The organism is Variovorax sp. F042, assembly GCF_057814215.1.
This window is the reverse complement of record NZ_JBVASX010000014.1, coordinates 39323-53296: the sequence shown is the minus strand read 5'-3', so window position 1 is coordinate 53296 and position 13974 is coordinate 39323. Positions and strand designations below refer to the sequence as shown.

Below are 13974 nucleotides of genomic sequence, written 5' to 3'. Positions count from 1 at the left end.
TTTTTCCTACAGCCGCCTCTAAAATCGCGCTCCAACACAAAGTACAAGCGAGAGAGGCGGGCATGCTGGACATCGACAAACTCAACGAATTCACCCATAACCACGGCGAACTGCGCCGTGGCCAAGGGCTGGTCACAGGCACCATCGCACTGAGCCTGGCCATCCTGTGCTTCCTCGGCGTACTGGCCTTCCACTTTCCGCAGTACCTCACCACGCCCGAGCTGCGCAAGAGCTACAACGTCGACGTGATGCGCTACATCCTGCTGGCGGCGCTGGTCATTTCGGGTGGGCTGTCGCTGGTCAACATCATCTTCAACCGCTCGCGCTGGCTCTCGTCGGCGGCGTTCCTGCTGGTGGTGGCGTCGGCGCTGCTCGGCGGGCACAAGGTGCCGGTGCACGACTTCGCGGACAACACGCCGTACATCGGGCTCGACTGGTTCATCCTCGACCTGCTGGGCTCGTCGCTGATCTTCATCTTCATCGAGAAACTCTTTGCGCTGCGCAAAGACCAGCCCGTGTTCCGCGAAGAGTGGCAGACCGACTTCCATCACTTCGTGGTGAACCACATGATCGTGGGCTTCGTGCTGCTGGCCACCAACCTGATGGTGCACAAGCTCTTCGGCTGGGCCGCCAATGACGGCATTCGCGGTTGGGTGGGCAACCTGCCGTTCTGGGCCGGGCTGCTGCTGATCGTTCTGGTGGCCGACCTCGTGCAGTACTGGACGCATCGCGCCTACCACGAGGTGCCGGTGCTGTGGCGCCTGCACGCGGTGCACCACAGCGTGAAGAGCATGGACTGGATGGCGGGCTCGCGCCAGCACATCCTCGAACTGCTGATCACGCGCACGCTGGTGCTGGCGCCCATCTATGTGCTGGGCTTCAGCAAGGACGTGATCGACGCCTACATCGTGGTGGTCGGCTTCCAGGCGGTGTTCAACCACTGCAACGTGAGCGTGCGGCTCGGTCCGCTGCGCTACCTGATCGTGACGCCCAACTTCCACCACTGGCACCACAGCCAGGACCAGGAAGCACTCGACAAGAACTACGCGGCGCACTACGCCTTTCTCGACTACATCTTCGGCACCGCGGTGAAGAGCACCAAGCTCTGGCCCGAAAAATACGGCGTGCTGGGCGACTACGTGCCCAACGGCTTCTTCAAGCAGCTGAAGTTTCCGTTCATCTGGAAGGGCTGATGCGCGCCGCGTTCAAGACCGCCGCGGTCGTCGTTGCCGCGGGCGCTGCCCTGCTGCTCACGGCCTGCGCCACCCGCATCGACCTGCCGACCAAGGATGCCGGCTTGCGTCTGCGGGTGCAGAGCTCGGTCATCGCGCCAGGCAACGGCGGCGAACTCATCGCGGCCGACGCGCTGGAGCCCGGCGACATCCTGCTGACCTCCATCGCCACGGTGAATTCCTTCGGCATCCGGCTGGGCACCTTCTCGCCGGTGAGCCACGCGGTGCTGTACCTCGGCGACGGCCAGATCGCCGAAGCCGTGGGCACCGGCGTGCGCGCGCGGCCGCTGGCCGATCTGGTCGATGAAGAGCAGATGGTGGTGGCCTTTCGCGTGCCGGGCGTCGACGAAGCCGGTGCCGGGCGCATGCGCGAATGGGCGCTGTCGCAGGTCGGCGCGCGCTACAACACCGTGGGCGTGCTGCTGAACGCGCCTTTCGTGCTGAACCGGCGCCTGTGCGAACTACCGCTGGTGCCAAGCGCGGTCAGCAACTACTGCGTGAGCGGCATGGCGATGGTGCAGCTGGGTGCAAGCCGCGACGACCAGTTCTTCTGCTCGCAGTTCGTGCTCGAGGCCTACAAACAGGCTGGCCTGCCGATCACCAGCGCCGACCCGCGCTGGGTGAGCCCGTCCGACCTGCTGCACATGCGCGAGGGCGACGTGCCCTCCATTGCCACCACGCAGCCGCTGCGCTACGTGGGCCACCTGAAATACAACCCGCCGCCGCTGCTCGCGGCAGACGGCCCTTGAGCGCGGCCGCTTCATCGCGCTTCGACGTCGTCGTGATCGGCGCCGGGGCTGCCGGGCTGTTCTGCGCCGGCGTGGCGGGTCAGCGCGGGCTCAGGGTGCTGGTGGTGGACCACAGCGAAAAGGTGGGCGAGAAGATCCGCATCTCGGGCGGCGGGCGAGCCAATTTCACGAACCGCGATCTCGACGTGCGCGCACCGCAGCGCCACTTCATCGGCGACAACCCGAATTTCTGCCGCTCGGCGCTGTCGCGCTATGCGCCGCAGCAGTTCATCGAGCTGGTGCAAAAACACGGCATTGCCTTCCACGAGAAGCACAAGGGGCAGCTGTTCTGCGACGGCTCGTCGCAGCAGATCGTCGACATGCTGCTGGCGGAATGCGCGGCGGGTGGGGTCGAGCGGTGGCAGCCGTGCAAGGTCGGGAAGATTGCGTTTTCTGGCGCTGATGCTGATGAGTCGGGCGCTGGCAGCTATCAAATCGAGAGCGATCACGGGCTGATCGAAACGCCGAAGATCGTGGTGGCCACGGGCGGCCTGTCGATCCCCCAGATCGGCGCCAGCGACTTCGGCTACCGCCTTGCCGAGCAGTTCGGCCTGCGCCTCGTCACCCCCCGTCCGGCGCTGGTGCCGCTGACCTTCGGCGGCGAAGGCTGGGCGCCGTATGCCGAACTGGCCGGCCTGGCGCTGCCGGTGCGCATCGAGACCGGAGCGAAGAAGGAAAAGATGGCCTTCCTCGAAGACCTGCTCTTCACCCACCGCGGCCTGTCTGGCCCGGCGGTGCTGCAGATTTCGAGCTACTGGAAGCCCGGCACCCCGCTCACGCTGGATTTCGCGCCCGGCATGAACGTGGCGGAGGCGCTGGGCGAAGCCAAGCTGCGCTCGAAGAAGCGCATCGCCAACGAACTGGCCACGCTGGTGCCCTCCCGGCTGGCTGACGCCTGGGTCGGGCAGGATCCGGCGCTGCAACGTCCTGTCAACGAAGCTGCCGACAAGTCGCTGGCGGCCCTGTCGGAGCGCATCGCCCGCTGGCAGATCACCCCCAGCGGCACCGAAGGTTACAAAAAAGCCGAAGTCACGGCCGGCGGAGTCGACACCCGCGACCTGTCGTCCCAGACCATGGAATCGAAGCAGCCGGGCCTGTATTTCATCGGCGAAGTGGTCGATGTGACCGGCTGGTTGGGCGGATACAACTTCCAATGGGCCTGGGCGAGCGCCCACGCGTGCGCAACCGCGCTATAATCGCGGGCTAACTCTTGGCCTCCCCTCAACGGCCGCAAAAAGTTTTCAGTTGAGGAACCCCGGCTTGGGGCCTCGATCTCTCCAGGCCAAATTCATTTCAACGATTCATCAATGACCACCATCCGCGTTAAAGAAAACGAGCCCTTCGACGTCGCACTGCGCCGTTTCAAGCGCACCATCGAAAAGCTCGGCCTGCTGACCGACCTGCGCGCCCGCGAGTTCTACGAAAAGCCGACCGCCGAGCGCAAGCGCAAGAAGGCCGCCGCGGTCAAGCGCCACTACAAGCGCGTGCGCAGCATGCAGCTGCCCAAGAAGCTGTACTAAGCAACACCCAGGGCGGCCGGCTCCAGACGAAAGTCAGCACCGCCGCCCCGTTGCCTCAGCCGCGCCAGGGAAACCTGCCGCGGCTTTTGTTTTTTCCGAAAGGTTGCCGAATGACTCTCAAAGAACAAATCACCGAAGACATGAAGACGGCGATGCGCGCCAAGGACTCCGAGCGCCTGGCCACCATCCGCCTGCTGCTCGCCGCCCTGAAGCAAAAGGAAGTCGATGAGCGCGTGGAGCTCGACGACACCATGGTCGTCGCCATCGTCGACAAGATGGTCAAGCAGCGCAAGGACTCGATCGCCGCTTTCACCACCGGTGGCCGCCCCGATCTGGCCGACAAGGAAGCTGCCGAGATCAAGGTGCTGGAGGCCTACCTGCCCCAACGCATGAGCGCCGATGAAACAGTGGCCGCCGTGAAGGCCATCGTGGCCGAGCTGGGCGCCAGCGGCCCTGGCGACATGGGCAAGGTGATGGGCGTGGTCAAGACCCGCCTCGCCGGCAAGGCCGACATGGGCCAGGTCAGCGCAGCGGTCAAGGCCGCTCTGACGGGCGCCTGATGATGAACAACACCGGCAGCAGCCCCTCCGCCACGATCCCCAAGGCCTGCGCCTGCATGGTTGACGCGCGGGGCCGGCTGCTGGTGTTCCGCCATCCCGAGGATGGCAACATGCAGCTGCCCAAGGGCACCATCGAGCCCGGCGAATCGCCTGAAGTGGCGGTGCGCCGCGAGCTGCTCGAAGAATCGGGCCTCGACTACACCGGCCCGCTGCAATCGCTGGGCACGCTGCACCGCGAATGCGAAGCCGGCGTCGAAGGCAACACGCACCGCCACCCGCAGCTGTGGCACCTGTTCCTGATGCGCGCCCAAGGCGCCCTGCCTGAAACCTTCACGCACATGGCCACGGGCAGCCCTGAAGAGGAAGGCCTGGTGTTCGCGTTCCGCTGGCTCGAAGCGGGCGATGCACTCGATGACTTCGCCCTGCCCTACCGCCAGACCATCGAGCGCGTGCGCGCGGCCCTGCTGCAGGCAGCCTGACTTCGGCTCACAGCCCGGCGCGCGCGGCCATGTACAGGCCCAGCAGCGCCAGCCCGATCAGGAAGCAGCGCTTGAACACCGCCACCGAAAGCCGCTGCCGCAGCCAGGTCCCGAACACCATGCCGCCGATGGCCGGCACCAGCATCGCGATCGACCCGCCCATCGCCGACATCGGATAGCCCCCGTTCCCGACCAGCCCGATGGCCAGCACCACCGTCGAGGTGGTGAACGAGATCCCCATCGCCTGGATCAGCGAATCGCGCTGGAACCCCAGCGCCTGCAGGTACGGCACCGCCGGCACCGCGAACACCCCGGTCACCGCCGTCACCAGCCCCGTGACGATGCCCACCAGCGGCCCCACCCAGCGCGCCTGCGCGTCGGTCACGTGAAGCTGCCGCCCGGTCAGCCCCCAGACCGCGTAGACGACCAGCGCCACCCCGAGCGCGAACGAAGCCCAGGCCCCCGCCGGCACGCCCAGCCACAGCGCCCCGCCCAGCGTGCCGATCACCACCCCCACCTGCATGCCGCCGATGCGCCGCAGCACCGGCATGAAGGTCGCGCGCGGCCCGGTCTGCCAGATGTTGGTGACGAGCGACGGCACGATCAGCAGCGCCGCGGCCTGTACCGGCGACATCCACAGCGCGAGCAACGCCATCGACACCGTCGGCAGCCCGAGGCCGACCACGCCCTTGATCACCCCGGCCAGCAGGTACACCGCTGCGGCGGCGGCCCAGAAACTCGTTGTGTCGATCGAATGCGTCATCGGGACACGACTCTGCCGACGAAGCCGGCCTCTGGAAATCGGGCATTCGCAGAGGTAGCCTCAGGCTGCGGCTGAGGCTCCTGGTGCACACTCCGCCGAACCATGCGATTCGATCTCACCGACCTGCGGCTCTTCCTCAACGTCGTCGAAGCCGGCAGCCTCACCGGCGGCGCCGGGCGTTCGCACATGACGCTGGCCTCCGCCAGCCAGCGCGTGCGCGGCATGGAAGACGCGCTCGGCTCCCCGCTGCTCACCCGCCACGCGCAGGGCGTACGCCCCACCGAGGCCGGCCGCACGCTGCTGCACCACGCGCGCGTCGTGCTGCAGCAGATGGAGCGGCTGCGCGGCGAACTCGGTGAATACGGCCAGGGCCTCAAGGGACACGTGCGCTTCATGTGCGGCACTTCGGCGCTGACCGAGCACCTGCCCGAGGTGCTGAGCCGCTTTCTCGCCGAGCATCCACGCATCTCGGTCGACCTCGAGGAACGCCCCAGCCCCGACACGGTGGACGCGTTGCGCGCCGGCCTGTGCGACATCGGCATCGTCTCGGACGCCATCGACAGCGAAGGCCTCGAATGCCACCCCTTCCGCCGCGACGACCTCGTGCTCGTGATGCCACGCGGCCACGCCCTTGCCGGACGCCGGCGCCTGCAGCTGGCCGATGTGGTCGACAGCGAATTCGTGGGCCTGCCCGCGGACAGCGCGCTGCAGCTGCTGATCACCCAGCATGTGCGTGCGCTAGGCAAACACCTGGCTTACCGGGTGCGGGTGCGCAACTTCGAGGCCGTGTGCCGCATAGTGGAGTACGGCATCGGCGTCGGCATCGTGCCGCAGACCGCGGCCGAGCGCTGCGCCCGCTCGATGAAGATCGCGCGCGCCTCGCTCGCCGACAAATGGGCCGAGCGCACGCTGATGGCCTGCGTGCGCTCGTCGGAAGACCTGCCGCTCAACGCCCGGCGCATGCTCGAGCACCTGATCGCGCCTCCGGAAGAAGCTACGAGGAAGTGACGGGCTCCCCAAACTCGATCTGGATCTTCACGTCGGTCGCGCGCCCCGCAGCGGCCTCCTCGAAGGCCTCGATGCCATCTTCGAACGCGAAGGTGCGCGAGATGAAGGGCTTCACGTCGACCTGGCCCGACGCGATCAGCGCCAGCGCGCGCGGGAAGATGTTGGCGTAGCGGAACACCGACTCGATGCGCACTTCCTTCGCCTGAATGGCCACGATGTCGAAGGCAACCTTGCCAGCGGGTATGCCCACCATCACGAGGCAGCCGCCGGGACACAGCAGCTCGAAGATGTCGTCGAAGGCGCGCGCGCTGCCGCTGGCTTCGAACACCACGTTGGCGCCCCAGCCGTCGGTCAGCGACTTCACGGTGTCGGCGAGCTTGGTGTTGCGCACATCGACCGTGGTGACGGCCGGGTTGTCCGCAAACAGCGCCAGCTTCTCGGGCACGAGGTCAGCGAGGATCACGCGCGCCGCGCCGCCCGCAAGTGCAGCCAGCGCCGTCATCGCGCCGATGGTGCCCGCGCCGATGACCACCGCCACGTCGCCCGGCTTCAGCGCCGCCTTCTTCGCGGCCTGCAGACCGATGGCCAGCGGCTCGACGATGGCGCCCTCGCCGAAGCTCACGTTGTCGGGCAGGCGGAAGGTGAAGGCCGCCGGGTGCACCACAAAAGGCGTGAGGCAGCCGTGGATCGGCGGCGTCGCCCAGAAACGCACGGCAGGGTCGAGGTTGTAGATGCCTTCGAGCGTGGCGCGCGAGTCCATTTGCGGAATGCCGGGCTCCATGCATACGCGGTCGCCGGGCTTCAGGTGCGTGACTTCCGCCCCCACCTCGGCCACCACGCCCGAGGCCTCGTGGCCCAGGATCATTGGATCTTCCACCACATAGGGGCCGATGCCGCCGTGCTGGTAGTAGTGGACGTCGCTGCCGCACACGCCCACGGTGTGCATGCGGATCTTCACGTCGCGCGGCCCCATGTCCAGGGGAAGGTCTACGTCGCGCAGCTTGAGCTCATGCGCTTTTTCCAGAACCAGTGCTTTCATTTCTTTTCGTCCTTGAAGGGGTGTCGGAGGTGTCAATGCAAAGGGGTGTCGGTGCGCAGCAGCGAGGCACCGGTGTCGATGTCGAACAGGTGCACCTGCAACGGGTCGGCCACGAAGCGCGCCGCATCGCGCAGCCGCGGGCACTGGGCCGAGGGCATCAGCGCGGCGATTTCGCTCTCGCCCTGCCCGAAGCTCACCAGCACCTCGTTGCCGAGGTATTCGATGAGCTGCACCTCGCCGGCAAAGCCGCCTGCGCGACCGCCCTGCGTGTCGACCTGCAGGTGCGCGGGCCGCACGCCCAGCGTCACACGCTCGCGGCCTTCGAGTGCGAAGCGGCGCGCGTCCACGCGCACCGTGCCTTCGCGGCCCGCCAGCTCGAAGTAGCCATCGGCGTCACGCACCATCATCTCGACCAGGTTCATCGGCGGCGTGCCGATGAAGCCGGCCACGAAGGCCGAGCGCGGTCGCTCGAAGATCTCGCGCGGCGAGCCGACCTGCTCGATGCGCCCGTCGCGCAGCAGCACGATGCGGTCGGCCAGCGTCATGGCCTCGTGCTGGTCGTGCGTGACGTACACGGTGGTGGTCTTCAGCGCCTGGTGCAGCCGGGCTATCTCGACGCGCATGTGGTTGCGCAGCTTGGCGTCGAGGTTGGACAACGGCTCGTCGAACAGGAACACCTTGGGCGTCTTGATCATGGCGCGCGCAATCGCCACGCGCTGCTGCTGGCCGCCCGACAGCTCGGTGGGCCTGCGCTGCAGGTACCGCTCCAGGCCCAGTGTGTCCGACACCTCCTTGATGCGCGCATCGATCTCGGCCTTGGGCACCTTCAGGCGCTTGAGGCCGAATGCGATGTTGTCGCGCACGCTCATGTGCGGATAGAGCGCGTAGTTCTGGAACACCATGGCAATGCCGCGCTCCTGCGGCGGCAAGTCGTTCACGCGCTGGCCGCCGATCAGCAGGTCGCCGTCGGAAATATCTTCCAGCCCTGCGAGCATGCGCAGGATGGTCGACTTGCCGCAGCCCGAGGGGCCCAGGAACACGACAAACTCGTTGTCCGACACGTCGAGGTCGAACTGGTGCACGACCTGTGTTTCGCCGTAGCGCTTGATGATGTTGTGACAGCTGATTGCGGACATGTTGTTCTTCGAGGGAAAGGAAATGATCTGGCTCATGCTGCGTCGCGCTTGCGCTTGAAGGCGGCGTTGAGGAAGCCGCTGAGCACGCCGACCATCAAGAGCGGTGGCAGCGACAGCAGGATGACCGAGGCATTCAAGATGCCCCACGGCACGTCACGCCCGAGCTGGCTCAGCTCCGAGGCAACGATGGGCAGCGTCTTCGCGTCCGAAGTGGTGAGCATCAGCGCAATGAGAAACTCGTTCCACACCAGCACGAAGCCGAAGGCGATGGCGCCGACCAGCGAGCGCGCGGCAATCGGCAGCGCCACCTTGAAGAAGATCGCGTAGGGGCCGTAGCCGTCGACGCGACCCGCCTCTTCCACCTCTTTCGGCACCGCCTTGAAGGCGGGTATGGCGAGCCAGATCACGGTCGAGAGCGTGAGCAGCGTGTAGGTGACGATCAGCGCGAAGCGCGTGTCGTACAACTCCAGCTGCAGCCAGATCACCATGAGCGGAATGGCCACGGCCACGGGCGGCAGGAAGCGCATCGACAGCACGAAGAACTGGATATCGTCAGCCCAGCGCAGCGGATAGCGGGCGAGCGCATAGGCAGCCGGCAGCCCGAGCACCGCGCCGGCAATCACTGCCGCGCCCACCACCACGATGGAATTGAGCAGCCCCTGCGCCACGGCCTCGCGGCTCAGCACGTAGACGTAGTTCTCCAGTGTCGGCGTAAAGAAGATCTTCGGCACTGCCGAGACGATGTCCACCCGGTTCTTGAACGAGTTGAGAAAGGTCCAGAGCACCGGCACCAGTGCGGAGAGCCCTGCGGCGACCAGCACCAGCCGGGCTAGCAGCGTGCTTGGGGAGAACGGGGTTTTCTTTTTTGGCAAAGCGCTCATTTCGGTCGCGTCCATTTCCAGATGTAGGTGAACGCCACGGTCGAGGCGACCATCATCAGCACCGCCATGCTCGACGCGTACGAGATGCGCCCAGACTCGATGAAGCCCTGCGAGAAGGCGTACATGTCCAGCGTTTCGGTCGAGATGCCGGGCCCTCCACGCGTCATCACGTAGATCAGGTCGAAGGCACGCAGCGACTCCACCATCTTCACGAAAGTCAGGCTGATGAGTGGCGCCTTCAGCATCGGCAGCGCGACGTACGCATACACCTCCCAGGTCTTCGCATGGTCCATGCGCGCGGCCTCGAAGGGCTGCGGCGGCAACGTCTCGAGCAGCTTCAGCACGATGACCGCGAAGAACAGCCCCCACTGCCACACGTCCACGAACGCCACCGTCATCAGCGCCGTGAGCGGGCTGGCCAGCAGGTCCAGCGGCTCGCCGGTGATCGCCTTGTACGGATACGTCAGCAGTCCGAACAGCGGATGAAAGGCGAACTTCCACACGAAGGCGGCCGACACGCGCGGCAGCAGCACGGGCACGATGAACAGCATCGACAACACGTTGCGCCAGCGCGCGGTGGTGCACTGGAACAGCAGCACACCCAGCAGCACCGCGAGCCCCATGGTCGCGCTGACCGTCAACACCTCCCACACCAGCGACACCCGCACGGAGTTGAGAAAGCGCCGATCGGAAAACAGCTGGATGTAGTTCGACAGCCAGACCCAGCTGGAATCGGCCTGCCCGAGCTCGCGGTCTTGCAAGGAGATGCCGATCGCGAACAGCGTCGGCACCAGCGCCAGCACCGCGAGCACCAGCAGGCCCGGCCCGATGAAGACGACCGGCAGCCTTGTCTTTTTTCGTTTCTCCCTGGCGGCCATCACTTCTTGCGCCGTGCGATCAGTTGCTTCGCGTAGGCGTCGAGCTCGTCGAGGCCGGCCTTGATGTCGGTGCGCGAGCCGGTGATCAGCTCTTCGAGAATGATCCCCCAGCGGTCGCCGAGATCGGGCCAGGCGGCGTCCTGCCAGAAGTTCACGGCCGTGAGCTTGCCGGTGTCGGCCAGCGCCTTGCCGAGGTCGGCGCCGTAGCGCTTGGCGAACTCGGGGCTGCCCAGCACGCTGGTGCGGTTGAGCTCGCCGAACTGGCCTTCGGCGAGGCGGCGCTGCTCCTGCTGCCTGGAAGTGGCCCAGGCGACGAACAGGCCCGCGCACTTCTTCGCCTCCTCGGTCTTGTTGGCCTTGGCCCCGATGGCCAGCCCGTGGCCGTAGCCGCCGCCGGTCAGCGGCGTGGGCGGCGGCAGGTAGGCAACCTTGCCGATCACGGTCGACATCTTGGGGTCGAGCGCGTTGCCCGCCAGCGGGGTCGACTCGATCAGCATCGCCACCTTGCCCGCAAGGAAGGCGCCGGTGGCCTCGTCCCAGCCGCCTGTCTTGGTGCCGGGCGCCGAGTACTTGAACAGGTCGAGGTAGGTCTGCGTGGCCTTCACCGCGGCGGGCGAATCGAACACGGGCTTGTCGCCGTCGAACCACTGGCCGCCGTAGCCGCGGAAGAACGGCATCCAGCGCCACACGTTGGCACCCGAACCGCGCTGGCCGCGCAGGGCCACGCCGTAGATGCCGTGGGCCGGGTCGTTGAGCTTCTTCGCGGCTTCGGCGAATTCCTCGAGCGTGGTCGGCGGCTTGATGCCGGCCTTCTCGAGCAGGTCCTTTCGGTAGACCAGCAAGTCGCCGCCACCGGTGAGCGGCGCAAACCAGGCCTGGCCGTCGAAGGTGGCGACCTTCTGGCGGCCAGGGTCGAAGTCGGCGTAGTCGTAGTCCGCCGGGTAGTACTTGGCCAGCGGCACGATCCACTTCGACTGGGCGAACAGCGGCACGTTGGCCTCGTCGACGTAGTACACGTTGTACTTGCCGACGGTCGAGGCGTCGGCGCGGGTCTTGGTGCGGCGGTCGTTCTCGTTGAGGTTGTCGATGCTGAACGACGCGCCGCTCAGCGCCTTGAACTCGTCCTTGTACTTTTCCAGCAGGGTCAGTCCGTCGCGCGGCTGGGACAGCACGCGCACATCGTCCTTGCAGGCCTGCTGCGCCTGCGCATGGCCCGCTGCGGCCAATGCCGCCAGCAACAGTGCGCCGGCCTTGATGCAGCGCGTGGCTCGGTTCGTCATCGTTCGTCTCCTGGTCTTGTTTGTGAAGGGCTTGCGAGAGGGACGAAGCGTATGCAGCCGTGGGCGGGCGCTGCGTACACGCGCGCCGGTGGACTGGTACTTCGATGACCAGCGGGCTTGGGGTTTTGCCGGGGGTGGCGTACGAATTTGCCAATCGGTTGCAATGTAAAACCAGATAGATAGAATTCTCGTGGTTTTGTTTTGAAACCGAGAACGCCGAAAGCAGAACGTGCAGCGACCGGCCGATCGCCAATCGCCCCAATCCACCCCTTTCCGGAATCCGCCATGACCCACTACCGCACCGCCACCATCGACGGCCTGAACATCTTCTACCGCGAGGCGGGAGACCCGGCGCTGCCGCCCCTGCTCCTGCTGCATGGCTTTCCGGCCTCCTCCTTCATGTACCGGGAGCTGCTCGAACGGCTGGCCCATCGCTTCCACGTCATCGCACCCGACTACCCCGGCTTCGGCCACAGCGATGCACCATCGGTCGTCGAGTTCAGCTACACCTTCGACCACCTCGCCGACGTCGTCGAGAAGTTCACGGAACAACTCGGCCTGAAGCGCTACGGCCTCTACATGCAGGACTTCGGCGGCCCGGTGGGATTCCGGCTGGCCAGCCGCCACCCCGAAAGAGTGAGCTTCCTGGTCGTGCAGAACGCCAACGCCTACGAAGAAGGCCTGCCGGACGATTTCTGGGGCCTGGCCCGCGAGCTGTGGAGGGACCCGTCGCCGACCAACTACGCCAGGATCCGCGAAGCCGCCATGTCGGACGCAGCCCTGGAATGGAACTACACCCACGGCGTGAAAGACGCGGCGCGCATCAACCCCGACAGCTGGCTGCTGCAACGCGCCCTGCTGGCCCGTCCCGGCAACAAAGACGCAATGGCGGCCCTGCTGCACGACTACGGCCGCAATCTCTCGCATTACCCGGCTTGGCAGGCCTACTTCCGCCAGCACCAGCCGCCGACGCTGGTCGTGTGGGGCGCCAACGACGTGATCTTTCCACCGTCGGGCGCGTATCCCTACCAGCGCGACCTACGGCAGATCGATTTCAAGCTGCTCGACACCGGCCATTTCGCGCTCGAAGAACTGGGCGAAACGATTGCCGCCCACATCGAGCGCTTCCACGACGCCCTGCGTGCCTGACGGCAGGGCATCGCCATGCAATTGAACATCGATGCGGCCGCGGCCCGTGATGCGCAGGCACGGACTGCCACGCCACAGATAACGGCCGCGATGGCGCTGCTGTTCGCGGTCGCCTGCGGGCTGGCCGTGGCCAACGTCTACTACGCCCAGCCGCTGCTGGACACGCTGGCGGCCACCTTCGGCATCCGCCCCGCCACGGTCGGCATCGTGATCACCATCACGCAGGTCGGCTACGGCCTGGGGCTGCTGCTGGTCGTTCCGCTGGGTGACCTGATCGACCGGCGGCAGTTGATCGTGGGGCAATCGTTGCTGTCGGTGATCGCCCTGCTCTGCGTTGCGCTGGCGCCCAGCGCGGCGGTCCTGTTGCCGGCGATGGCCGCCGTGGGCCTGCTGGCCGTCGTCACGCAGGTGCTGGTCGCCTACGCCGCACTCATGGCCCCGCCGGGCGAGCGCGGCCGCGTGGTCGGCATCGTCACCAGCGGCATCATCGTCGGCATCCTGCTGGCGCGGGCGGTGTCGGGCACGCTGTCCGATCTTGTCGGCTGGCGCTCGGTGTATTTGGTGTCTGCCGCGGCCACGCTGGTCGTCTCCGGCCTGTTGTGGAAGGCGCTCCCGCGACGCGCACTGCCCTCGGTGCGCATTTCGTACCTGCAGCTGATCCGGTCGGTGTTCACGCTCTTCGCCGAAGAGCCTGTGCTGCGCATCCGTGCGGTGCTCGCGATGCTGATCTTCATGGCGATCACGATGCTGCTGACGCCGATGGTGCTGCCGCTGACGGCGGCGCCGTTCTCGCTGTCTCACACGCAGGTGGGGCTGTTCGGCCTGGCGGGCGCGGCCGGCGCCATGGGCGCTGCGCGCGCGGGCCGCCAGGCGGACCGGGGCCGCGCACAGCGCACTACCGGCATCGGGCTGTCGGTGATGCTGCTGTCTTGGGCGCTCATCGCCATGCTGCCGTGGTCCATCTGGGCGATGGTGGTCGGCGTCGTCACGATCGACTTCGGCCTGCAGTCGGTGCACGTCGCCAACCAGAGCCTGATCTACCGCGTGCGCCCGGAAGCCCAGAGCCGCCTGACCGCCGGCTACATGATCTTCTATTCCATCGGCTCCGCCACCGGATCGATCGCCTCGACGATGCTGTATGCACACGGCGGCTGGAACATCGTCTGCCTGGCCGGGGCCCTCACCAGCGGCCTGGCACTGGCGTTCTGGGCCATGACCCGGCACCTGACGCCGCAGGATGCCAGCCCCTGATGAGCTTCAG

Annotated in this window: 15 protein-coding genes; 9 read left to right on the top strand and 6 right to left on the bottom strand. The window is 66.6% G+C overall.

The annotated features are described in order from the left end of the window. Positions 1-62 precede the first annotated feature (62 nt). The 6 genes from ACZYSP_RS29410 (at position 63) to ACZYSP_RS29385 (ending at position 4579) form a co-directional block, all read left to right on the top strand. Entirely contained in the window at positions 63-1193 is a 1131-nt protein-coding gene (locus ACZYSP_RS29410; protein WP_093057876.1) for a sterol desaturase family protein, read from the top strand. Next, on the top strand, positions 1193-1981 hold the full coding sequence (locus ACZYSP_RS29405; protein ID WP_093079876.1) for a YaeF family permuted papain-like enzyme: 789 nt from the start codon (positions 1193-1195) through the stop codon (positions 1979-1981). Before ACZYSP_RS29410 ends, ACZYSP_RS29405 begins: the two co-directional genes overlap by 1 nt. After that, a complete protein-coding gene (locus ACZYSP_RS29400) occupies positions 1978-3216 on the top strand; it encodes a BaiN/RdsA family NAD(P)/FAD-dependent oxidoreductase (protein WP_093079873.1) in 1239 nt (412 codons plus the stop codon). Before ACZYSP_RS29405 ends, ACZYSP_RS29400 begins: the two co-directional genes overlap by 4 nt. Before the next feature lie 111 nt (positions 3217-3327). Then, entirely contained in the window at positions 3328-3540 is a 213-nt protein-coding gene (gene rpsU, locus ACZYSP_RS29395; RefSeq protein ID WP_007833691.1) for a 30S ribosomal protein S21, read from the top strand. A 110-nt stretch (positions 3541-3650) separates the two neighbouring features. Beyond that, positions 3651-4100, top strand: coding sequence for a GatB/YqeY domain-containing protein (locus tag ACZYSP_RS29390; RefSeq protein WP_093057879.1), 450 nt, complete (start codon positions 3651-3653; stop codon positions 4098-4100). Next, on the top strand, positions 4100-4579 hold the full coding sequence (locus tag ACZYSP_RS29385) for an NUDIX domain-containing protein (protein WP_426392318.1): 480 nt from the start codon (positions 4100-4102) through the stop codon (positions 4577-4579). Before ACZYSP_RS29390 ends, ACZYSP_RS29385 begins: the two co-directional genes overlap by 1 nt. A 7-nt stretch (positions 4580-4586) precedes the next feature. Here ACZYSP_RS29385 and ACZYSP_RS29380 read toward each other — a convergent pair whose 3' ends face one another. Continuing rightward, positions 4587-5342 carry a sulfite exporter TauE/SafE family protein gene (locus ACZYSP_RS29380; RefSeq protein ID WP_489018006.1) on the bottom strand — a complete coding sequence of 252 codons (756 nt, stop codon included), beginning with the start codon at positions 5340-5342 and terminating at the stop codon, positions 4587-4589. Between the two features lie 102 nt (positions 5343-5444). Between ACZYSP_RS29380 and ACZYSP_RS29375 the strand changes: the two genes are divergently transcribed. After that, positions 5445-6350, top strand: a complete 906-nt coding sequence (locus ACZYSP_RS29375; RefSeq protein WP_489018004.1) for a LysR family transcriptional regulator — start codon at positions 5445-5447, stop codon at positions 6348-6350. Here ACZYSP_RS29375 and ACZYSP_RS29370 read toward each other — a convergent pair. From ACZYSP_RS29370 to ACZYSP_RS29350, 5 genes are read right to left on the bottom strand one after another with little or no spacing between them, the layout of a single operon-like run. Next, positions 6337-7389, bottom strand: coding sequence for an NAD(P)-dependent alcohol dehydrogenase (locus ACZYSP_RS29370; RefSeq protein ID WP_093177670.1), 1053 nt, complete (start codon positions 7387-7389; stop codon positions 6337-6339). The genes ACZYSP_RS29375 and ACZYSP_RS29370 overlap by 14 nt on opposite strands. 32 nt (positions 7390-7421) lie before the next feature. After that, the gene (locus ACZYSP_RS29365) at positions 7422-8561 is read right to left on the bottom strand and encodes an ABC transporter ATP-binding protein (protein WP_489018001.1); all 1140 of its coding nucleotides are present in this window, start codon (positions 8559-8561) and stop codon (positions 7422-7424) included. Further along, positions 8558-9406, bottom strand: a complete 849-nt coding sequence (locus tag ACZYSP_RS29360; protein ID WP_354337502.1) for a carbohydrate ABC transporter permease — start codon at positions 9404-9406, stop codon at positions 8558-8560. Before ACZYSP_RS29360 ends, ACZYSP_RS29365 begins: the two co-directional genes overlap by 4 nt. Next, on the bottom strand, positions 9403-10284 hold the full coding sequence (locus ACZYSP_RS29355) for a carbohydrate ABC transporter permease (protein ID WP_093057883.1): 882 nt from the start codon (positions 10282-10284) through the stop codon (positions 9403-9405). Before ACZYSP_RS29355 ends, ACZYSP_RS29360 begins: the two co-directional genes overlap by 4 nt. Continuing rightward, entirely contained in the window at positions 10284-11564 is a 1281-nt protein-coding gene (locus ACZYSP_RS29350) for an ABC transporter substrate-binding protein (protein ID WP_093079858.1), read from the bottom strand. Before ACZYSP_RS29350 ends, ACZYSP_RS29355 begins: the two co-directional genes overlap by 1 nt. Positions 11565-11849: 285 nt before the next feature. Between ACZYSP_RS29350 and ACZYSP_RS29345 the strand changes: the two genes are divergently transcribed. Both ACZYSP_RS29345 and ACZYSP_RS29340 read left to right on the top strand, forming a co-directional pair. Continuing rightward, positions 11850-12713 (top strand): alpha/beta fold hydrolase, encoded by an 864-nt coding sequence (locus ACZYSP_RS29345; RefSeq protein ID WP_489017998.1) that lies wholly within the window; start codon positions 11850-11852, stop codon positions 12711-12713. Between the two features lie 15 nt (positions 12714-12728). Further along, a complete protein-coding gene (locus tag ACZYSP_RS29340) occupies positions 12729-13964 on the top strand; it encodes an MFS transporter (protein WP_489017996.1) in 1236 nt (411 codons plus the stop codon). The last annotated feature ends 10 nt before the right edge of the window (positions 13965-13974 follow it).